We start from the raw sequence: 22,124 nt of genomic DNA, 5'->3' as shown, positions 1-22,124 counted from the left end.
TTTCTTTACAATTCAGGATGATTAGAGCCTCTCAAAAATGGAAAAACTAGGAGATAAACTGCTAGAGAGCAAATTTTCCTTATGCTAGGGAGGCAAATGTCATGATGAAACAAATTTTGTTAATCACAGATGGTTGTTCGAATGTTGGTGTGAGTCCAGTCATAGCGGCTGCACAAGCGCATACAGAGGGCGTAACTGTAAATGTCATAGGTGTGGTCGACCAAGGGGAGCTAGGCATGCTAGGCACGGAGGAGATTCGTGAGATTGCCGCAGCAGGCGGAGGGATGAGTCGGATTGTCGATTCGGTCCAATTGTCCCAAACGGTGCAGATGATGACGCGCAAAACCGTAACGACCACGATCCAGCATGCGGTAGGCAAAGAATTGCAAAGTATTCTAGGGATTAATCAACTAGAACAGTTGCCGCCAGAGAAGCGAGCTGAGGTCGTGCAGGTGATCGACTCCATGAGCGAAACTACTTCTCTTCGCGTAGCGCTTTTAATAGATGCTAGTGCTAGTATGAAGCCTAAGCTTGCAGCAGTGAGAGAAGCTATTCATGATCTTCTGCTAAGTCTTAGAGCCCGCAGTGGCAAGAGCGAATTAGCCGTATTTCACTTTCCGTCAACCAAAACGAGAGACCAAGAGCTGGAGATGGACCTCAACTGGACGAATCAGCTTGCAAATTTAGACAAGATGTTCTATAAAATAAACATGAAGGGTACGACTCCGACAGGTCCGGCGCTCCTGCAGACGCTGCAGTTCGTGACGGAGAAACCTGTCGCACCAACAACCGAGGATGGGATGCTGAGTGACTACGTGGTATGAGGAAGCTTTCCGTCCAGGGGCAGAGATCCAAGGCAAATGGAACGGCCGCAGTTATGTGGTCGAACGTTTATTAGGTGCTGGCTCTAACGGTGTTGTGGTTCTCGTACGAAGAGGAACGGCAAGATTTGCTTTAAAAGCAGGACATGAAACGGTTGATCACCAATCGGAGATTAATTCGCTGCTCGCCATATCGCTCACAGATACTTCCTTTAAGAATTTCTTAATTGATGCAGATGATATGAAGGTTCGCGGGAAAGATATATCTTTCTATGTCATGCGGTATATCGATGGAATGATGATCTCTCAATTTATACATAAGCGCGGGCAGGATTGGATCTATGTTATTGGCTCAAACCTGCTTCGAAAGCTGACGGAGATCCATAAGAGCGGTTATGTGTTTGGAGATTTGAAAATTGAGAACATGATCGTATCCAAGTATGGCGACGTGGACCTCATTGATTTTGGCGGGGTGACACCGAAGGGCAGAGCGATTAAGCAACTAACAGAAGTGTACGACCGCGGCTACTGGAATATGGGGGAGCGGGTTGCGGAAGAGAGCTATGATTTATTTTCATTTGCTATTTTACTTTTAAAATCGCTCGATCAGCGCAAACGCTTCTCAGCTATGAACAAAATGCTCCCTCAGAACAGAGATGTGGATCAACTTACGGCCATTATGCGAGAAAATTCAGTGGCAGCCCAGATCGCGCCATTTCTACATAAAGCTTTGAAAGGCGAATTTACTACGTCGCAAGAAGCCTTTAACTATTGGAAAAAGCTGATCTCGGGCAAAAAGCTTACACAGCCCGCTCTGAAAATGCCATGGCTGAAAATTTGCTTCGCCGCCTCCATTTTTATTTTTGCTGCTACTGTTTATGTGTATTGGTTGAATTAATAATTACTAGGGGAACGGGCAAGTCGGAAAGGAAGACAGAATGGAAATCGATCTTGTCGCCAAGGTGCGGCAGCGAGTGACAGAAGAGAAGTTGGCGGATTCGGGAGATGTCGTCGTCGTTGCGGTTTCAGGTGGACCTGATTCTGTGGCGTTGCTTCATGTCCTTTTTGCACTTACGACCAGTTTCAACTGGAAGTTAGTAGTAGCTCATGTGAATCATCAGTTCAGGGGTGCAGAATCGGATGCGGAGGCCTCTTTTGTCAAGGAGCTAGCCAAAGAACTGAATCTCCCTTGTGAAATAGGCGTTATCGATGTGCCGGCTTATATAGAGGAAACATCATTGAATGGACAAGCAGCCGCGCGTGAGAAACGGTATGAATTCCTTCATCAAGTTGCTGCCGATTACGGGGCTCAGCGAATTGCATTAGCGCATCATGCCGATGATCAAGCGGAAACAGTTATGATGAGAATCCTCAGAGGAACAGGCCCATCTGGGCTTGTCGGCATGCCGGAACGCAGGCGCGAAAAAAAAGTGGAACTGATTCGTCCTTTCCTACGTATATACAAAGCAGATATTGTGAATTATTGCGCTCAGCATCATATTACTTATTGTAAAGACAGCAGCAATGAGCTGCGGAAGTACTTTCGTAATCAAATTCGGCTGGATGTTATGCCGATGCTGAAGCAGTACAATGAACACCTTCCCGAGTCACTGAATCGATTGACGGATATGATGCGCGCTGAGGATGATTATTTGGCTGGAGAGACCGAACAGGTTTTACGCCGGATAGTGACTTTTCAGGAAGCGACGTGCCGGCTGGAGAGAAGTGATTTTGGCGGACTTCACGTTGCTTTACAAAGGCGTTTGATTAAATTAATATTAAACTGTCTTTGTTTGGGAATGGACCGGCTGGAATTTAACCGGATTGAAAGTATCCGCGAGCTGATCTTGCAGGATCAGGTTTCTAATCAAGTACTGCAGGTAGATGATGCCCTTTATATTGTGAGAGAATATGAAGCCATTCAATTTCAGACATTTGCTCCTTCGCCGAAGCCCTATGCTTACGCGATCGGATCCGATACTGATGTGCTGAACCTGCCGGAAATAGAAGCCAAGCTGCTATGCTCTTGGATGCCTATCAATTCATTAGAGACAACTGCTATGGTCTCATCCGCAACGGATGTATTTTTGGATCTGGATCAACTTCAACTGCCGCTTGTACTTCGAAGCCGCAGGTCAGGAGATCGATTGGAACCGTATGGTTTAAACGGGTCCAAAAAGGTAAAAGATATGTTCATTGATGCCAAAATGCCGATAAGTCGGCGTGAGGTCATCCCGTTACTGGTCGATGCTTCCGGACAAATCCTCTGGATTGCCGGCTTTCGTAGGTCTAAGCACGCTCTTGTCGGTCCCGATACAGAACGTGTGCTTCATCTGAAGCTCGTGCTGAAGTAACATGCGTAAATTTCGTTCTTCTAGAATGTAAATTTATAAGGATTCATAATATAAACTAGGGGGTTCATCCTTGTACAGCGACATTCAAGACGTTCTTTACAGTGAAGAACAGATTCAAGGGAAGATTAAAGAATTAGGAGAGCAACTCTCCAAAGATTACGAAGGCAAGAATCCATTGGTCATTTGCGTGCTTAAGGGAGCTTTTATTTTCATGGCTGACCTTGTGAAGCAAATTACAGTGCCATTGGAACTCGACTTCATGGCCGTTTCGAGCTATGGTCAATCCACGAAGTCATCCGGTGTCGTTAAGATTATCAAAGATCTTGATGTTCCCGTAGAAGGACGGCACATTCTTATCGTGGAGGACATTATCGATAGCGGTTTAACGCTGAGTTATCTGATTGATGTGCTAGAGCGACGCAATGCGAAGACGATCTCGGTCGTTGCGCTGTTTAATAAACCGGCACGCAGAACCGTTGAACTCGAACCTGATTACGCAGGTTATGTGCTTCCAGATGAGTTCGTTGTCGGATATGGTCTGGATTATGCAGAGAAATACCGTAACCTTCCATTTATCGGCATATTGAAACCAGAGATTTACTCAACTTAATGTCATATCTCCGGGCTTCTTCAATGCGGTTATGTTGTAGTGCTTTACCGGGATATGGTAAAATAATAAAAGTGTGCCGTTCGAGAGGAGGCTTGGGATGAATCGAATTATCCGGAATACCGGTTTTTATTTACTTATATTTTTGGTAACAGTAGGTATCGTCCATTTCATCAGTACCCAAAACGAACAAAAGGAATTAATTACTTACGATAAATTCCGCCAAGCGGTGGTTAACAAAAATGTGGAATCCGTAACATTGAAGTTCGATGGATACACGTATTTGATTAAAGGTAAGTATATTAACCCTCCAAGCGGTGCGGATAAGAAGAGTTTCGAAACTCATGCTCCGTATGAGCCGTTGGTCGTTCAACTGATTGAAGCAAATGGTGTTCCATCAGAAACGTATGAGACAATGGAGCGGGATAGCGTATGGATTAGCTTCCTAACCTCTATCATCCCATTCGTCATTATCTTCATCTTGTTTTTCTTCCTGCTGAACCAAGCTCAGGGTGGCGGCGGCAAAGTGATGAACTTCGGCAAAAGCCGTGCCCGCTTATATAATGAGGAGAAGAAACGTGTCACATTTGAAGATGTGGCCGGTGCTGATGAAGAAAAGCAAGAATTAATCGAAGTTGTTGAATTTCTCAAAGATCCAAGGAAATTCGCAGCGGTTGGTGCTAGAATCCCTAAAGGGGTCCTGCTCAATGGTCCTCCGGGAACAGGTAAAACATTGCTTGCACGGGCAGTTGCCGGTGAAGCAGGCGTTCCGTTCTTCAGTATTTCCGGTTCTGACTTCGTAGAGATGTTCGTCGGTGTCGGCGCATCCCGTGTTCGTGATTTGTTTGAGAACGCGAAAAAGAACTCGCCTTGTATCATTTTCATTGATGAGATCGACGCCGTCGGTCGTCAACGTGGCGCTGGCTTAGGCGGCGGACATGACGAGCGTGAGCAAACCCTCAATCAGTTGCTTGTTGAGATGGACGGGTTCGGCGCTAACGAAGGTATCATTATCGTTGCTGCAACGAACCGCCCTGATATTCTTGACCCAGCCTTATTGCGTCCAGGTCGTTTCGACCGTCAAATCACGGTTGACCGTCCGGATATTAAAGGCCGCGAAGCTGTACTGAAAGTACATGCGCGCAATAAACCGCTTGCCAAAGATGTGAAGCTGGATGCATTGTCCCGTTACACAACTGGATTCACAGGCGCTGATCTAGAGAATCTATTGAATGAAGCAGCTCTAATTGCTGCTCGTCGTAACCGTAAAGATATTTCGATGGCTGAGGTCGAGGAAGCTTTTGACCGTATCATTGTAGGTACACAAAAGAAAAGCCGAATCATCAGCGAGACTGAGAAACGCATTGTTGCTTATCATGAAGCCGGACACGCAATTATTGGTTATCATGCGGAAAATGCAGATATGGTGCACAAAGTTACGATCGTTCCGCGCGGACGCGCTGGCGGTTACGTGATGATGTTGCCTAAAGAAGGCGAAGACCGCATGATGCAGACGAAAAACGAGCTGTTGGATAAAATTACTGGACTTCTTGGTGGTCGTGTTGCCGAAGAACTATTTATCGGTGAGATCGGCACTGGGGCGTACAGTGACTTCCAGAAAGCTACAGGCATCGTCCGCCGCATGATTATGGAATACGGTATGAGCGATAAGCTTGGACCGATGCAGTTCGGAAGCTCTCAAGGTCAAGTGTTCTTGGGCCGCGACATCGGTCATGAACAAAACTATAGTGATGCAATCGCCTATGAGATTGACCAAGAGATGCAAAGCTTTATTCGTACTTGTTATGACCGCGCACGCGCCATTCTTACGGAGCATGCCGATCAGATGCATCTCGTAGCCAAAACGCTGCTTGAGAAAGAAACACTCGATAAGGATGAAATTATTGAGCTTCTGGAAAAAGGCAAGCTGAGTGCTGGTGGGATTGACGAAGACGTTAAAGTGAACATCCAGCCGCAAAGCAAAGAGAATGACAGCAACAAGTTAGGATTCGAAAAAGATAAAGATCCGAATTCGGATCAATCCGAAGAGTAACAAGCAATGGCAACTCGTAAATCCGGTGTACACGTCACGTGTACCCGGATTTTCTGCTTATTTCGGCTTTTTTACGCATTGACAGGGGATGCTGGAATGTGTAAATTAGTTGTAAATCTCTAATTTTAACGAGCTTAGATTATACTACTTTTAGATAGCTAAGAAGTACACTTTACATCCCAGATAGGGGAGGAAGCATCCATGGAAGCATTAGCACTGGAGCGCAAAGCGGAGCAGAACCGAGAATTGAAAGAGCGGTTGCTTCAATTGAAGAAAGAACGGAATGCTATTATTCTTGCTCATTATTATCAGCGTGACGAAGTTCAAGAAGTTGCCGATTTCCGGGGGGATTCCTTTTTGTTAGCGCAAAAAGCGGCACAAACAGATGCAGATGTTATTGTTTTCTGCGGGGTCCACTTCATGGGAGAAAGCGCAAAAATTTTGGCGCCGAACAAAACCGTGATTATTCCGGATGAACGCGCAGGTTGTCCAATGGCAGATATGGTCAATGTTGAGGGTCTTCGTGCTTTGAAGCGGCAGCATCCTAAAGCTAAGGTCGTTGCTTACATCAACACGTCAGCTGATGTCAAATCAGAAACCGATATTTGTTGTACATCTGCAAATGCCATAAACGTTATTAATTCCGTCGATTCGGATGAGATCATCTGGGTACCGGATAAAAATTTGGGCGACTATGTATCAAAATTCACAAGCAAAAAAGTGATCATCTGGGAAGGCTATTGCAACACGCATGATATGCTGACTGTCAAAGATGTAGAAGAAATGAAAGCGCAGTATCCGAATGCGCAATTTGTTGTACATCCAGAGTGCCGACCAGAAGTCGTGAAATTGGGCGATTTCGTGGGAAGCACGACAGCGATTATTAAATATTGCAAAGAGTCAGACTGCAAAGAGTTTATTGTTGGGACGGAAGACGGGACAGGTTACCAATTGCGCTTGGATAGCCCGGACAAACAATTCCATTTTGCAACCAAATACCTGGTTTGTCCTAATATGAAAGTAAACAATCTAAAGAAAATTGTGAAATGTCTGGAGACTATGCAACCAGAGATTTACGTACCCGAAGATGTAGCTGATAAAGCAAGATTGTCCTTAGAGCGCATGTTACAAGTAAAGTAGCATGCGCTGCTCTCTTGTATAGTTGAAAGAACGCATCAAATCATTTTTGTTAGTTTGCCCTCGTGAAGAAACAGAATCTCACTTTATTCCGGATTCTGTTTCTTTGCGAGAATTAATGGTGAAGAACGGGTGAGCGGCATGATTCCTAGATACCTCGTAGATGTAGACTTAAATTCCATTCCTCATGTACATACAGATGTGATTGTGATTGGCGCAGGTATTGCAGGATTGTTTACGGCTCTGCGCGCTAGTGAAAATAAGAAAGTTCTGATGATTACGAAGAAATCTCTCCTCGATAGCAATACGCGTTATGCACAAGGCGGGATTGCAGCTGTTATTTCCGACGAGGATTCACCTGAATATCATATGCAGGATACTTTGATCGCCGGCGCTGGCCTCTGCTCACCAGAGGCTGTTGACGTTCTTGTCCATGAAGGACCTAACGGCGTACAGGATTTGATTCAAATGGGAACTCAGTTCGATCTGGAGAATGGAGAGTTCGCTTTGACGAAGGAAGGGGCTCACAGCCAGCGACGCATCTTGCATGCGCATGGAGACGCTACGGGCGCTGAAATTGTACGAGCCCTTTCGGAGCGCACGAAGCAAGATCCGAACATCGAGATCTGGGACGACCACTTCGTGATCGACCTGATCACGCAGGATGGCGAGTGCTACGGCGCGCTCGTGCAGAAACCGGGCGGCCAGCGAGTGTTTGTTCGCGGCAACGCCACGATCCTCTGCTCTGGTGGTGCGGGGCAGCTATTCCGCTACACCACCAATCCCGATATCGCGACGGCCGACGGCATCGCGATTGCTTATCGCGCCGGCGCGCAAATTCAAGATGTGGAATTCGTTCAATTCCACCCAACGGCGCTGTGCTACCCTGGCGCTCCGCGCTTTCTGATCTCCGAAGCGGTACGCGGAGAAGGGGCTTACCTGCGCAACATCAAAGGTGAGCGCTTTATGGATAGATACCATCCGCAGCTTGAGTTAGCACCTAGGGATGTTGTAGCCCGCGCAATCGTTGACGAGATGGAGAATTGCAAATCGACTTTTGTATACATAGATATTACACATGAATCTGAGGAGCTAATTAAACACCGGTTTCCAACGATTTATGAGTATTGCTTAAATTATGGTTTGGATATGAGTACAGACTGGATCCCGGTTGCTCCTGCCGCTCACTATATGATGGGTGGCGTGAAGACGGATCTGCACGGTGAAACACATGTCCGCCGACTTTTCGCATGCGGAGAAGTGTCTTCTACGGGTGTACATGGTGCTAACCGGTTGGCGAGTAACTCGTTGTCGGAAGCTATCGTATTCGGGAGAAGGATCATAGAACGTATTCAAGAGCTGCCCGCTCTAGAAGGCGACATTCAGATCCGCGCCGAATCAGAAGCCCCAAGAACGGAAATTCCGAATCAAGCTGTAGTTGAGAAGAAGCTGAAGCTGCAGAAAGTCATGCTGCGCTACGCGGGGTTGAAGCGTTCAGCGAAAGGGTTGCAGAAAGGCCATGATGAACTGTCCAGGCAGCTTTCCATCTTTGATTCTTTGATGACAAAACGTGAAGATTATGAGTTTGCTAATTTGCTGAACTGTGCTTTGCTTACGACAACAGCGGCTTTGGCGCGCGAGGAAAGCCGCGGCGGTCATTATCGCGAAGATTTCCCTGAGCGGGATGATCATACGTGGAAGAAGCATATTGTTTTTAAGCGCGGGGAAGATAGCATAGAGGAGTGGATTTAATATGCTGGATTTAAATATGGAACTTATTCGTAAACAGATTCGGCTTTGGCTAGAAGAAGATATTGGCACCGGTGATGTCACGACTCTGACAACGATCCCTTTGGACCATGCGTCCAAAGGGATTATCCACGTCAAAGAAGATGGAATCATCTGTGGGTTGCCAATCGCGCGCGAAGTTTTCGCTGTCGTCGATTCATCTCTTCTTTTTGAAACAAAAGTAGCGGAAGGAACGTCTGTTACTAAAGGGACGATTATAGCTGAAGTGGAAGGCAACACGCGGAGCATCCTGCTTGGCGAACGTTTGAGTCTTAACCTCATGCAAAGGTTGTCCGGTATAGCGACTAGAACACGGGAGTATGTGAATGCTCTGGAAGGTTTGCCAACTAGACTCGTTGACACAAGAAAGACGACACCGGGTCACCGGCTTCTTGAGAAATATGCCGTTCGCGTAGGTGGAGGTCACAACCACCGTTTCGGTCTTTATGATGCTGTTATGATTAAAGATAATCACATTAAGGGCTCTGGAGGCATCACACAGGCTGTGCAAGCGGCCAGGAAGCAGATCCCCCACACGATGAAAATTGAGGTAGAGGTCGAAGATTTTGATCAACTACATGAAGCGCTATCGGTCCAAGCCGACATCATCATGCTGGATAATATGGCACCAGTGAAAATGAAGGAAGCAGTTTCCATAATTAAAAGCAAAGCTCCGCATATTGTAGTAGAGGGGTCAGGATCTGTAACGCTGCAGACCATTAAAGCTATGGCTGAATCGGGCGTAGATGTGATCTCGGTTGGACGGTTAACCTACTCGGTTGAAGCGCTGGATATTTCACTTGACCTTAATGAGCGGAAGGGGACAGCGTTATGATTCTTGTAATCGATGTGGGGAATACCAATATCGTGCTTGGCCTTTACCAAGAGCGCACACTCCTGCACCATTGGCGAGTGAGTACGAATCGTTCGGCTACCGTTGATGAGTATGGCATGCAGTTGCACAGTCTCTTTCAACACTCAGGGATTAAATTCAGTGAAGTTGAAGGAGTTATTGTCTCTTCTGTCGTTCCTCCACTCGTTGGTGTGATGGAAAACCTTTGTAAGCATTATTTAAAAAGGACGCCATTTACCGTCGGTCCCGGCATTAAAACAGGACTGAATGTACGGGTAGATAATCCCAAAGAAGTGGGAGCGGATCGCATTGTGAATGCCGTTGCGGCTCTTGAACTGTATGGAGCTCCTTGTATCATTGTTGATTTCGGAACAGCAACAACCTATGACTATATCGATCCAGCCCAGCAGCTAGTGGGATGTGCGATTGCGCCGGGAATCGGTATCTCAACAGAGGCGTTATATCAAAAGGCGGCCAAACTTCCGCGCATTGAGCTTGTTAAGCCGAAGAGCGTAGTTGGCAAGAATACGGTAGCTGCTATGCAGGCTGGTATTATTTACGGTTATGTTGGTCAAGTTGATGGGATTGTAGAACGTGTAAAACAGGAGTTTAATGTAAATCCTACCGTCATAGCAACGGGGGGCCTTGCAGAATTGATCTCCAGTGAGTCCCGTACGATTCAGATCGTAAATCCTCTGCTGACACTGCAAGGTTTACAAATGATTTATGAGAGAAATGCATAAGCTGTTTAAGGAAAGGACGTAACATGGGCGATTATTTAATTCGAGGAACGGCCCTGCAGGGGAGAGTTCGTGCCTTTGCGGTACAAACCACCGACCTCACAGATGAACTTAGCCGAAGACACCAGACGACACCTACAGCCACAGCGGCCTTAGGAAGAACCGCAGCAGCCGGTCTTCTTCTGGGAGCTATGCTCAAGGGTGAGGAGCATCTCATTATCCAAGTCAAAGGAGATGGTCCAATCGGGCAGATTGTGGTTGATGCCAATGCCAAAGGCGAGGTGCGCGGTTATGTGGATAATCCACTAGTTGACCCTCCTCTCAAAGCGAATGGCAAGCTCGATGTTGCCGCTGCGGTGGGAACAGACGGCTTTTTGTACATAACCAAAGATCTAGGACTCAAAGAACCTTACAAAGGCAGCACGCCAATAGTTAGCGGAGAACTAGCTGAAGATTTCACATACTATTTTGCGAAATCAGAGCAGACGCCTTCAGCTGTAGCCCTTGGTGTTTTGGTGAATACCGATCATTCCATCCTCGCAGCAGGCGGATTCGTTATTCAATTGCTTCCTGGATTGACCGACCAAGAAATCGGTGAAATTGAGGAAATACTCTCACGTATCCCTTCCTTTACAAGCATGCTCGGCGGCGGATTAAATCTAGAAGAGATTTTGCAAACCGTATTACCTTCTTTTCAATCACTTGATCAGATGGACGTCATGTTCCGCTGCAAATGCGATCGGGAAAGAATTGAAACAACACTGATTTCTCTGGGGAAAGCGGAGCTTCAAGAAATTCTCGATGACGAAGGATTCGCCGAAGTTGTGTGTCATTTCTGTAATGAAGCATATCGTTTCGATGAAGAAGAGTTGCAACGGATGATTGATCTGTAGATCAGCAGCATTATGGAAATGAAGAGGGAGTCAGGATGCAGAACGTAAAGCGATTGTGGGGAGTCATCATTCTGATGGCTGTATGTAATCTCGTGCTCGCATCCTTGCTGATCACCCATACTATGAACCAATCAGAATCGAGTCACCCAGCGGATCCTGAGCAGCAAGGCGAGCAGAACAATGAGCAGGTCGTAGCCAAAATTGGAAGTCGAGAAATTACGCGGCAAGAGCTTCAAACAGCGCTGGAACGTCATTATGGTGCAGAACTGTTAGGTCAACTGTTGGATCGTGAAGTGATACGTCTGGAAGGAAACGAGACGGGGACTACGATTGCAGACGCGGAGATTGCACGTGAGTTGAAGCGGATGCAGCAAGGTTATGAGAGCGAAGAACAATTTTATGCCTCTATGCAGAATCAGTTGGGGCTCTCCCAGCAAGAAATCAAAGAGGATGTCACGAACAAACTGCTTTTGGAGAAACTCGCGACCAGCCATATTCAAATAACGGATGCTCAGGTGGAATCTTATGTCCAAGCGCACCCTGATGAATTTAGGCAGGAAACCGAGTACAACATCCAGCAGATTATTGTATCTACCAAGGATCAGGCGAACAAGGTGATTACGGCACTGGGGAAAGGCGAAAGCTTCGAAATCCTGGCCAGAGATCGTTCCCTAGATGATGCAACCAATAACACAGGAGGGGACCTCGGCTGGATTGAGGGGGATGACCCTTTTGTGGCAGCACCTGTTCTGGAGGCAGCGAAATTGCTGAAGGCTGGAGAAGTCAGCAAGCCAGTTCCGTTAACGCAAGGTTTTGCCGTAGTGAAGCTGAAGAACAAGCGTGACAAAGAAAATCCGGATCAAGCGTTTATTCGTGAAAATGTACGCAGAGAGCTGGCACTGCAGGAAGCGCCGCCGCTTAAGGATTATGTTTCACAGCTTCGTTCGAAGTGGAAAGTGGCGATCATTGATCCGGATTTTAAGTAGCTCATGGTGAAAATGTGGTTGACAACTAGTGGGCGCATTGATAAGATTAAATGTATAATACCGACTAATTAACTCGGAAATCATCTTATACTCAATCTGGAGGGGAACTAGCAATGGCAAGATTAGTACAAAGCATTACGGATTTGATTGGAGATACACCGCTTGTTCGTTTGAACCGTGTCGTTCCGGAAGGAAGCGCAGAGGTTTATGTTAAATTAGAGTATCAGAATCCTGGTGCCAGCGTTAAAGACCGTATTGCCATCTCCATGATCGAAGTAGCTGAGCAAGAAGGCAAGCTTAAGCCTGGTGATACCATTGTTGAGCCAACTAGCGGTAACACGGGAATCGGAATTGCACTAGTTGCAGCAGCAAAAGGATATAAAGCGATTCTGGTTATGCCAGAAACGATGTCTCTAGAGAGACGCAACCTGCTTCGTGCTTACGGTGCGCAACTTGTTCTTACACCGGGAGCAGAAGGAATGAAGGGTGCGATCAAACGTGCGGAAGAGCTGAAAGCGGAGAATCCTTCCTATTTCATCCCGCAACAATTTGAAAACCCAGCCAACGTGAAAGTTCACCGTGAAACGACAGGTCCAGAAATCGTGGAAGCGATCAAAGGTCACGATGGTAAATTGGATGCTTTCATTTCCGGTATCGGTACAGGTGGTACGATTTCTGGCGCTGGCGGCGTATTGAAAGAAAATTTCCCTGACATCAAAATTTATGCTATTGAGCCTGCAGCATCACCGGTTCTTTCCGGCGGCAAGCCAGGTCCTCACAAAATTCAAGGTATCGGTGCAGGTTTCGTTCCTGGTATTTTGAACACAAGCATTTACGATGAAATCATTACGGTGGAGAACGAAGATGCGTTCGAAACTTCCCGTCGTGTAGCCAAAGAAGAAGGTATTCTTGGCGGTATTTCCTCAGGCGCAGCAATTTTTGCAGCTTTGAAAGTTGCCAAAGAACTTGGAGCTGGCAAACGCGTTGTTGCGATCATCCCAAGTAATGGTGAACGTTACCTGTCAACGCCGCTTTACCAATTCGAAGAGCAATAACATTGATTTTCGACTCAACAAGCCCCAGCTCCCGCAGCTGGGGCTTTTTTTCTGTGATAGGTTGGAGTATACTAATGGACAACTAATCCTCGGATATTATTGGAAGGAGGGCAATTATGATAGTAACAACTATAGAGCAATGGCGCAGTTGGTCCTCCGCGTATACCATGTTGCCTTACGTCGTTAAGTTTGAACTGGACGAAGATCGCATCTTCTCATGGGAAGCAGCCTGGAAGGAAGCGGCGCCGGATTCCTTCGTGCTGGAGAGCGGGAAGGGAGGACGATACACGTTCCTCGGCTTACAACCATTCTCGACTGTACATGGAAAAGGTTTGGAAGCCGAAATAACCTTGTCCGGTCATGTAACCCGCGTGAAAGGCGAACCGCTTTCCATCGTGAAAGAATGGATGTCCTCCTATCAGAGTCCCAAAGTAGAAGGCGGTCCTAAGTTTTTAGGCGGATGCGTCGGCTACTGGAGTTACGATGTAGTTCGAACCATCGAGAAGCTACCAACACAAGCGGCGGATGATCTGCCAATTCCAGATTACAGCTTCGCCATGTATGATCAAGTATGGGCTGTGGATCACCTTGAGAAGAGCCTATACCTCACAGTGCACATGCCCCTGCAGGCCGACCTGGCTGCGGATGACGCGTATCTGCAGCAGCTGTACGTGCAGGCGCAAGCCCAGGCAGAGGCCATGCTCCGTCGCTGGCAGGCCATCTGCGGTAACGGCGCGGCGGGCTCGCAGATCAGCGGCCCGGAAGGGACATCGATCGCGCGCGAGCAGCTGCACATCGATGTAGAGAGCATCGCAGGCATCGAGCCTGCGTTCGGCAAAGCCGACTACATGGCGGCGGTGCAGCGCATCCAAGCCTACATCTCTCAAGGTGACGTGTTCCAAGTCAACTTGTCAGTGAGACAGAGCCGGCGGTTGAACACGACGCCGGAAGAGATCTACGAGGCGCTGCGCATCGTCAATCCCTCGCCTTACATGGGCTTGCTGCGCTTCGCAGGCTTCGCCCTCGTCTCCGGCTCGCCGGAGCTGCTCGTGCAGCTGGAGGACGGCGTCCTGCGGACGCGTCCTATCGCTGGCACGCGCCCGCGCGGCAAGGACGAACAGGATGACCTGCGCCTGGCTGGCGAGCTCATCGACAACGAAAAAGAGCGCGCCGAGCACGTCATGCTGGTCGATCTCGAGCGCAACGACCTTGGCCGTATTTCGAAGTACGGCTCCGTCCGGGTCAAAGACTTCATGGTTATCGAGTACTATTCCCATGTCATGCATATCGTCTCCGAAGTGGTTGGCGAGCTGGCGGAAGGTAGAGATGCGTATGATGTCATTGCAGCTACGTTCCCAGGAGGGACAATCACAGGCGCGCCGAAGATTCGGACGATGGAAATCATCGAAGAATTAGAACCGGTCCGCCGCGGCCCGTACACGGGGTCTATGGGGTGGATTGACTATAATGGCAATATGGAATTTAATATTATTATACGCACGCTAGTGGCGGCAGAAGGTATGGGGCATATTCAAGCAGGAGCAGGGATCGTAATTGATTCTATTCCTGAGCGTGAGTATATCGAATCCTTGAATAAAGCCAAAGCGATGTGGAAAGCAATCGAATATAGCGAGCGGAGCATGAGCCGAGCTTAAGCCTGAGCAGGGCTGACGAAAGGGGAGCTTAGAATGATTTTAGTGATTGATAATTATGATTCGTTTACGTACAACCTCGTACAATACTTGGGGGAAATTGGGGAAGAAGTCATCGTTCGTCGCAACGACGAAATTGATTTAGCGGGTGTGGAGGCCTTAGCGCCGGACCATATCTTAATCTCTCCGGGTCCTTGCACGCCGAATGAAGCCGGTATTAGCCTATCACTGATTGACCATTTCAAGGGTAAAATCCCCATTTTCGGCGTTTGTCTGGGACATCAGTCCATCGGACAAGCTTTTGGCGGCGACGTCATTCGCGCTGAGCGCTTAATGCACGGCAAGACTTCAGAAATTTTTCATGATGGCCAAACGCTATTTGAAGGGTTGCCATCTCCCTTTATCGCAACACGTTACCATTCCTTGATTGTCAAAGCAGAGACACTGCCGGATTGCTTGGAAGTTAGTGCGCGTACCGCTGAAGGGGAAATCATGGCCCTGCGTCATAAGGAATATCCGATTGAGGGCGTTCAGTTTCACCCAGAATCCATTATCACGGAGCATGGGCACCAAATGCTGCGTAATTTTCTTCGCCGAACGGCTAAAGCAGGAGCATAATTTATGATCATTAGCATCAATGGCAAGCTTATAGATGAACAACAGGCCGTGGTCTCGGTTTATGATCACGGTTTTCTTTACGGAATCGGTCTCTTTGAGACCTTCCGTACCTATAACAAGGTTCCTTTTCTCCTCGTTGAACATATGAATCGCCTTGCTGAGGGGTGCAAGGAACTGGGTATTGGGTATGAACCTGATCTTGACCGCGTACAGAAGCTAGTCAATGAACTGCTTGCTGCGAACGAGCTCCAGGATGCTTATATTCGTTTTTCCGTATCAGCTGGAGTAGAAGCGCTAGGTCTTCCTTCGGGGGACTACGGGCAGCCTACCGAAATTGTCTATATCAAAGCTCTCCCACCTAGGGATACGAAGATCTACGAAGAGGGCAAAGCCTTACAACTGCTGAAGCTGCCTCGAAACACACCGGAGGGCTTGTACCGATTCAAGTCCTTTCACTATATGAACAATATGTTGGCCAAAAGAGAGCTAGCCCAATACCCTTGGGCCACGGGCGCAGAGGGTCTGATGATGAGTGAAGAGGGATATGTGGCTGAAGGCATTGTCAGCAATATCTTTTTCATCAAGGATGGTACTTGTTACACACCATCACTGGATACAGGCATTTTGGCTGGAATCACTAGAGCGCATGTACTACGGATTGCCGAGCAGGGGCAGATAGCTACGCAAGATGGTTTATATCGTTGGGAAGATTTGGCGGAGGCTGATGAGGTGTTTCTGGTTAATTCTATTCAAGAAATAGTTCCAGTCACAATTCTATATACACCTAGTGGACAAGCGGTCTCCGTTGGCACAGGAACAGTCGGTCCAATAACCCGTGAGCTGATTCGAAAATATAACGAAAATTGATATATCGATAAATAGATAAACACACAGGAAGTGAACAGCAGATGAAAGTGTTATCCTGCAAAGGACATGAGCTGCCCATCGGTGATCGAACGATCATCATGGGCATATTGAACGTAACGCCGGACTCCTTTTCGGACGGAGGATCTTATGTCACAGTGGAAGACGCGATACACAGAGCTCAGCAGATGGTTGAGGATGGTGCAGACATCATTGACATAGGAGGCGAGTCTACCCGTCCGGGATCTGCAGAGGTGACTGAGGAAGAAGAGCTTCGCCGGGTAATCCCTGTCATTGAGGCGCTAAGCCGCGAAATTAATGTTCCAATTTCTATAGATACGTATAAAGCTGAAGTTGCCAAGCAAGCTTTGGCGGCGGGTGCACACATCATCAACGATGTATGGGGCGGGCAGGCCGATTCTCGAATGGCTGACGTAGCAGCGAGCTATGATTGTCCCTTCATTATTACCCATAATCGGTTGAACACGGAATATAAGGATTTTCTACCAGAGGTGCTGAGCGATCTTCAGCTATATGTGAATCAAGCGCGAGACGCTGGTGTTCGCGACGAACGGATTATTTTGGACCCTGGCATCGGTTTTGCTAAGTCGTACGAACAGAACTTGCAACTAATGAACCAACTGCGTCCCCTTGTTGATCTTGGGTATCCAGTTCTCTTGGGTACATCGCGCAAAAGCGTGATCGGCATGACTCTAAATCTGCCACCTGCAGAGCGGTTGGAAGGATCGCTTTCAACTGTCGTGTTAGGAATCGCACAGGGCTGCGGTATCGTTCGTGTGCATGATGTACTAGCGACCAAGCGGGCGGCCGTCATGACGGATGCCATTATTCGCTCATAAAGAAGGAGGTTACATATATGGACAAAATCACACTGTCCCGCATGCAGTTTTTTGGTAATCATGGTGTATTTCCGGAAGAGAATAAATTGGGTCAACGTTTCTATGTGGACGTAGAGCTCATGCTTCCACTTCACAAACCCGGTCAGTCGGATCATCTCGACGATACGGTGAATTACGGCGAAGTTTTCTTCAAAGTGAAAGAAATTGTCGAAGGACGCACTTTCCAATTAATTGAAGCTTTAGCGGAAAACATTGCATCAGAGCTTCTTCATACTTATACTAGTATCAATGAAGTGACGGTTCGCGTCATCAAGCCGCATCCGCCCTTTGCCGTTATTTTTGACGGCGTTACTGTAGAGATTAACCGAAAGCGGGCAACGTCATGACAGCCGAAGAACGAGAACGAAGCATTGCAGCTTACGTCGCATTAGGATCCAATATAAATAATCGCGAACAATATTTGCAGGATGCGATTACAGCGCTGAATCAGGAACCCGGTATTGTCGTTACTGGCTTGTCCAGTATTTACGAAACCGAGCCGGTCGGTTATGTAGACCAGTCTGCATTTCTTAATATGGTCGTTCAGATTCAAACGGTTATTCCTGCAGAAGATTTGTTATCCAAACTGCTGGACATTGAGAATCGATTGGGGAGAAAGCGCGACGTGCGCTGGGGTCCGAGAACGATCGATCTGGATTTGCTTCTGTACGGCGACAAGCAGCTTACGACCCCCGACTTGATCATTCCGCATCCGCGGATGCATGAGCGGGCTTTTGTATTAGTCCCTCTCTCAGAGGTTCTCTACGAGCGGCAAGATGCTGCTTTTGAATTCATCTCTGCGAATTTGGAGAAACTGGAAGGAAAGGAAGGCGTTGTGTTATGGAAAAAAGCTCAGTAGCTCAGCGCATACGCGCTTTTCGTAAATTAAAAGGGTATACCCAGAATGAATTAGCAGATTTGCTCGGCGTATCGATCGCCATTTTGGGCGCAATTGAAAGAGGAACACGTAAGCCGGATACGAAAATCATTAACAAAATCTCGCAAGTGCTTGATATAGAGCCGGACGAATTAGTCGCAGTAGGTGCGAGATAAGAGAGGTGAATCTTCGGTGCTGAAAATAGGTAATGTCGAAGCTCCCAATAAAGTTGTGCTTGCCCCAATGGCAGGCGTTTGTAATCCTGCATTCCGTCTGATTGCCAAAGAGTTTGGCACAGGGCTGGTATGTGCGGAGATGGTAAGTGATAAAGCTATCGTTCACGGGAATACCCGTTCGATGGAAATGCTGTATGTAGATGATCGCGAGAAACCGCTCAGTCTACAAATTTTCGGCGGCGACACAGAGACACTCGTGCAAGCAGCCAAAATCGTAGATCAGCATACCAACGCTGATATCATTGATATTAATATGGGTTGCCCGGTTCCCAAAATCACTAAATGTGATGCTGGTGCACGCTGGCTGCTCCAACCAGATAGAATTGAGCAAATGATTGAGACCGTCGTTAAGGCGGTTAACAAACCTGTTACTGTGAAAATGCGGATCGGCTGGGATTCTGATCACATCTTCGCTGTCGAAAATGCAAAGGCTGTCGAAAGAGGCGGCGGTAGTGCAGTTAGTGTTCATGGACGTACGCGTGAGCAACTCTACACGGGGAAAGCGGATTGGAACATAATCCGGGAAGTGAAGCAGGCATTGTCGATTCCTGTTATTGGGAATGGAGATGTGGTAACGCCTGAGGATGCCAAACGCATGCTCGACCAAACGGGCGTGGATGGCGTCATGATCGGTCGCGGTGCATTAGGCAATCCGTGGATGCTCTACCGTACGGTTCAATATTTGGCCAATGGGGAGCTGCCTCCGGAACCGACACCGGAAGAAAAAATTCGCATCGCAATCCTGCACATGGATCGACTCATAGCACTTAAAGGTGAGGCTGTTGCAGTAAAAGAGATGCGTAAACATATGGCTTGGTACCTCAAAGGTTTGACGGGAGGCGCTCGTGTGAAGGACGTCATTATGGAGACTTTGAAGCGTGATGAAATGGTTCGGACGCTGAATGATTACGTTGAACACCTAGGTGCACAATCGTCGTCACACAGCCAAGAAGAATCTCCCGTACTGCATTAAATCATGCAGCTATGGTTGAGATTGACATTTTGAAACGGTTGCAATATAATCAGTCAATATTAATGTGTTCCTGCATATATTGAAAGACAAACGAGTAAGTTCCTAATTTTTATAACCGTGAATTCATACTACTTGAATCAGCTCTATAAAGACCTAACTCCTAGCAGGAAGCATCGATTCAACGATATGAAAATCTTTCACATGACGGGAGATCAGTTGGTAATGGCTGAAAAAGAGGTCATTCTTACACCAGAAGGTTTGAGAAGGCTCGAGGACGAGCTTGAACATCTTAAATCCGTGAAGCGCCGCGAAGTTGCGGAGAGAATCAAGGTTGCCATCGGTTATGGCGATATCAGTGAGAACTCCGAGTACGAAGATGCGAAGAACGAACAAGCCTTTATTGAAGGCAGAATTATTACTTTAGAAAAAATGCTGCGCAATGCGCGGATTATTAATAACGACGATGTTGATATCAACACGGTAAGTGTAGGATCTATTGTTACACTGAAGGATTTGGAATTCGGTGATTTGGTTGAATACAATATCGTAGGTAGTGCGGAGTCTGATCCACTACAGAATAAGATTTCTAATGAAAGCCCGGTGGGCAAAGCAATTCTTGGCAAGCAAAAGGGCGCAACCGTTGATGTTAACGTTCCAGCTGGCGTCATTCAGTATCAAATTGTTGATATTAAAAAGTAGCGTGCAGCCGCAGCCCCGTTGCAGTTTACCTTTGCTCAGCATAGGCAAATTGTCTGGAAAGCTTCCTTACGGAAGCTTTTTTCCGGTTCTAGCACCCTTTACTAAAATATGTAGGAGATGAAAACATGAGCCAGGAAGTGGAATTAAACGAATTGCTCGTCATTCGCCGTAACAAATTGGACGAGCTTCGCGGTCTGGGCGTTGACCCTTTCGGGAGCAAATACGTTAGAACGCATACAACGCTCGATATCTTAACAGCTTACCAGGACAAAACGAAGGAAGAGCTGGATGAAGAGCATCACGAGGTTAGTATTGCTGGACGTATTATGCAAAAAAGAGGCATGGGTAAAGCGAGTTTCGCCCATATCCAAGACATTACAGGGAAAATTCAAATCTACGTACGTGAAGATGCGTTGGATGCGAACAAGTACAAAGCCTTCGATCTTTTAGATCTGGGTGACATGGTTGGGGTTCAAGGTGTCGTTTTCAAAACGAAAACAGGAGAAACTTCCATTAAGGTCAAATCCCTTGAGGTATTGACCAAGTCCTTGCTACCGCTTCCGGACAAATTTCACGGTCTTAGCGATGTAGAGCTGCGCTATCGTCAACGTTATGTTGATTTGATTATGAATCAAGATGTGCAACAGACATTTATTTTGCGTTCCCGCATTATTCAGTCTATGCGCCGTTACTTGGACTCCTTGGGTTATTTAGAGGTGGAAACACCAACTCTTCATTCTGTAGCGGGGGGCGCATCAGCTCGTCCGTTTAATACGCATCACAATGCTTTGGATATGCAACTTCATATGCGTATCGCGATTGAGCTTCATTTGAAGCGTCTGATCGTTGGCGGACTAGAGAAAGTTTACGAAATCGGTCGTGTATACCGGAATGAAGGTATCTCCACGCGTCATAATCCAGAGTTTACAATGATTGAGCTGTACGAGGCTTATGCTGACTACAAAGACATTATGAAGCTTACTGAGGAGCTTATTGCGCATATCGCTCAAGAGGTTCTTGGTACTACATCGATTCCTTACGGAGATCATGTAGTTGATTTAGCTGTTGGCTGGAGACGTGTCTCCATGGTCGATGCGGTTAAAGAAGTTAAAGGTGTAGATTTCGGTGTTCAAATGACGAACGAGGAAGCTCATCGCTTAGCCAAAGAGCATAACGTGCAGGTAGAACCGCATATGACTTTTGGCCATATCTTGAACCAATTCTTTGAGACGTTTGTAGAAGAGACGCTGATACAGCCAACCTTTATTTATGGACATCCTTTAGAAATTTCACCGCTTGCCAAAAAGAACCCGGAAGATCCGCGCTTCACAGATCGTTTCGAGCTCTTTATCGTTGCTCGTGAGCATGCGAATGCATTCACTGAGCTTAACGATCCTATCGATCAAAGAGAGCGCTTTGAAGCTCAACTTCGTGAGAAGGAGCAAGGGAATGATGAAGCTCATGAGATGGACGAGGACTTCATCCGTGCACTGGAGTACGGAATGCCGCCAACTGGTGGTTTAGGAATAGGAATTGACCGTTTGGTTATGCTATTGACCAATGCCCCATCTATTCGTGACGTACTGTTGTTCCCGCTTATGCGCGAGCGCCAAGGAGAATAATAGAACCATTTCGGGGCATCGCAAGGTGCCTCGAAATTTTTTGTCGAAAGTACTTGCATTGTCTGTGGCGTCTGTGGTATCTTATAAAAGTTGCCGCTGAGGTCGACGGATGAAAGATAGAAAACAACTTAAAAAATAAGTTGCAAACAAAAACTCAGTATGGTATATTGGTCTTCCGGCTTTCGAAAGAGAGCGGATAGGACAAGAAACCTTGATCTTTGAAAACTGAACAACGAGTGAGTAAGCACAGTCGAGTAATCGACTATAAATGAGATGAATAATCTCGCTAGCAAGTCAATGAGTACAATTAAGCTTTTCTACAATGGAGAGTTTGATCCTGGCTCAGGACGAACGCTGGCGGCGTGCCTAATACATGCAAGTCGAGCGGAGCACTTCG

General features: G+C 47.1%; 22 protein-coding genes and 1 rRNA gene. All 23 read left to right on the top strand.

Annotated elements, in window-relative coordinates; translation table 11 throughout:
• Positions 1-104 precede the first annotated feature (104 nt).
• Positions 105-824 (top strand): vWA domain-containing protein, encoded by a 720-nt coding sequence (locus GQF01_RS15110; RefSeq protein ID WP_161407638.1) that lies wholly within the window; start codon positions 105-107, stop codon positions 822-824.
• Positions 808-1,719: a protein kinase domain-containing protein gene (locus GQF01_RS15105; protein WP_161407606.1), complete on the top strand. Its 912-nt coding sequence runs from the start codon at positions 808-810 to the stop codon at positions 1,717-1,719. The genes GQF01_RS15110 and GQF01_RS15105 overlap by 17 nt, the downstream gene beginning before the upstream one ends.
• A gap of 40 nt (positions 1,720-1,759) precedes the next feature.
• On the top strand, positions 1,760-3,175 hold the full coding sequence (gene tilS, locus GQF01_RS15100) for a tRNA lysidine(34) synthetase TilS (RefSeq protein WP_161407605.1): 1,416 nt from the start codon (positions 1,760-1,762) through the stop codon (positions 3,173-3,175).
• Between the two features lie 70 nt (positions 3,176-3,245).
• Positions 3,246-3,785, top strand: a complete 540-nt coding sequence (gene hpt, locus GQF01_RS15095; protein WP_161407604.1) for a hypoxanthine phosphoribosyltransferase — start codon at positions 3,246-3,248, stop codon at positions 3,783-3,785.
• 97 nt (positions 3,786-3,882) lie between these two features.
• Positions 3,883-5,835 (top strand): ATP-dependent zinc metalloprotease FtsH, encoded by a 1,953-nt coding sequence (gene ftsH, locus GQF01_RS15090; RefSeq protein ID WP_161407603.1) that lies wholly within the window; start codon positions 3,883-3,885, stop codon positions 5,833-5,835.
• 201 nt (positions 5,836-6,036) lie between these two features.
• Positions 6,037-6,975: a quinolinate synthase NadA gene (gene nadA, locus GQF01_RS15085; RefSeq protein WP_157324474.1), complete on the top strand. Its 939-nt coding sequence runs from the start codon at positions 6,037-6,039 to the stop codon at positions 6,973-6,975.
• Between the two features lie 138 nt (positions 6,976-7,113).
• Entirely contained in the window at positions 7,114-8,724 is a 1,611-nt protein-coding gene (gene nadB / locus GQF01_RS15080) for an L-aspartate oxidase (RefSeq protein WP_161407602.1), read from the top strand.
• A 1-nt stretch (position 8,725) separates the two neighbouring features.
• Positions 8,726-9,595: a carboxylating nicotinate-nucleotide diphosphorylase gene (gene nadC / locus GQF01_RS15075; RefSeq protein WP_161407601.1), complete on the top strand. Its 870-nt coding sequence runs from the start codon at positions 8,726-8,728 to the stop codon at positions 9,593-9,595.
• On the top strand, positions 9,592-10,356 hold the full coding sequence (locus tag GQF01_RS15070) for a type III pantothenate kinase (RefSeq protein ID WP_161407600.1): 765 nt from the start codon (positions 9,592-9,594) through the stop codon (positions 10,354-10,356). The genes nadC and GQF01_RS15070 overlap by 4 nt, the downstream gene beginning before the upstream one ends.
• Positions 10,357-10,379: 23 nt before the next feature.
• On the top strand, positions 10,380-11,246 hold the full coding sequence (hslO, locus tag GQF01_RS15065) for an Hsp33 family molecular chaperone HslO (RefSeq protein WP_161407599.1): 867 nt from the start codon (positions 10,380-10,382) through the stop codon (positions 11,244-11,246).
• Between the two features lie 35 nt (positions 11,247-11,281).
• Complete coding sequence (locus GQF01_RS15060) at positions 11,282-12,232, top strand: peptidyl-prolyl cis-trans isomerase (protein ID WP_161407598.1); 951 nt, start codon at positions 11,282-11,284, stop codon at positions 12,230-12,232.
• Between the two features lie 113 nt (positions 12,233-12,345).
• Positions 12,346-13,287 (top strand): cysteine synthase A, encoded by a 942-nt coding sequence (cysK, locus tag GQF01_RS15055; RefSeq protein ID WP_161407597.1) that lies wholly within the window; start codon positions 12,346-12,348, stop codon positions 13,285-13,287.
• A 116-nt stretch (positions 13,288-13,403) separates the two neighbouring features.
• On the top strand, positions 13,404-14,942 hold the full coding sequence (locus GQF01_RS15050) for an anthranilate synthase component I family protein (RefSeq protein ID WP_161407596.1): 1,539 nt from the start codon (positions 13,404-13,406) through the stop codon (positions 14,940-14,942).
• A gap of 33 nt (positions 14,943-14,975) precedes the next feature.
• Entirely contained in the window at positions 14,976-15,557 is a 582-nt protein-coding gene (gene pabA / locus GQF01_RS15045) for an aminodeoxychorismate/anthranilate synthase component II (protein WP_161407595.1), read from the top strand.
• A 3-nt stretch (positions 15,558-15,560) separates the two neighbouring features.
• Positions 15,561-16,424, top strand: a complete 864-nt coding sequence (gene pabC / locus GQF01_RS15040; protein ID WP_161407594.1) for an aminodeoxychorismate lyase — start codon at positions 15,561-15,563, stop codon at positions 16,422-16,424.
• Positions 16,425-16,465: 41 nt separating this feature from the next.
• The gene (gene folP, locus GQF01_RS15035) at positions 16,466-17,281 is read left to right on the top strand and encodes a dihydropteroate synthase (RefSeq protein ID WP_161407593.1); all 816 of its coding nucleotides are present in this window, start codon (positions 16,466-16,468) and stop codon (positions 17,279-17,281) included.
• Between the two features lie 17 nt (positions 17,282-17,298).
• Positions 17,299-17,667 carry a dihydroneopterin aldolase gene (gene folB, locus GQF01_RS15030; protein WP_145669292.1) on the top strand — a complete coding sequence of 123 codons (369 nt, stop codon included), beginning with the start codon at positions 17,299-17,301 and terminating at the stop codon, positions 17,665-17,667.
• Positions 17,664-18,179 carry a 2-amino-4-hydroxy-6-hydroxymethyldihydropteridine diphosphokinase gene (folK, locus tag GQF01_RS15025; protein ID WP_161407592.1) on the top strand — a complete coding sequence of 172 codons (516 nt, stop codon included), beginning with the start codon at positions 17,664-17,666 and terminating at the stop codon, positions 18,177-18,179. The genes folB and folK overlap by 4 nt, the downstream gene beginning before the upstream one ends.
• A complete protein-coding gene (locus GQF01_RS15020; protein WP_161407591.1) occupies positions 18,161-18,373 on the top strand; it encodes a helix-turn-helix domain-containing protein in 213 nt (70 codons plus the stop codon). Before folK ends, GQF01_RS15020 begins: the two co-directional genes overlap by 19 nt.
• A 16-nt stretch (positions 18,374-18,389) precedes the next feature.
• Complete coding sequence (gene dusB, locus GQF01_RS15015; RefSeq protein WP_161407590.1) at positions 18,390-19,406, top strand: tRNA dihydrouridine synthase DusB; 1,017 nt, start codon at positions 18,390-18,392, stop codon at positions 19,404-19,406.
• A gap of 222 nt (positions 19,407-19,628) precedes the next feature.
• The gene (greA, locus tag GQF01_RS15010; RefSeq protein ID WP_145669283.1) at positions 19,629-20,105 is read left to right on the top strand and encodes a transcription elongation factor GreA; all 477 of its coding nucleotides are present in this window, start codon (positions 19,629-19,631) and stop codon (positions 20,103-20,105) included.
• Positions 20,106-20,230: 125 nt separating this feature from the next.
• Positions 20,231-21,727 carry a lysine--tRNA ligase gene (gene lysS, locus GQF01_RS15005; protein WP_161407589.1) on the top strand — a complete coding sequence of 499 codons (1,497 nt, stop codon included), beginning with the start codon at positions 20,231-20,233 and terminating at the stop codon, positions 21,725-21,727.
• A 319-nt stretch (positions 21,728-22,046) separates the two neighbouring features.
• Positions 22,047-22,124, top strand: a 16S ribosomal RNA gene (locus GQF01_RS15000); the annotation flags it as partial.

The sequence above is a fragment of the Paenibacillus silvestris genome, assembly GCF_009882985.1.
GTDB classification, from domain to species: domain Bacteria; phylum Bacillota; class Bacilli; order Paenibacillales; family NBRC-103111; genus Paenibacillus_E; species Paenibacillus_E silvestris.
Note: the sequence above shows the minus strand (reverse complement) of the source record. Positions and strands in the feature narration are given on the sequence as shown.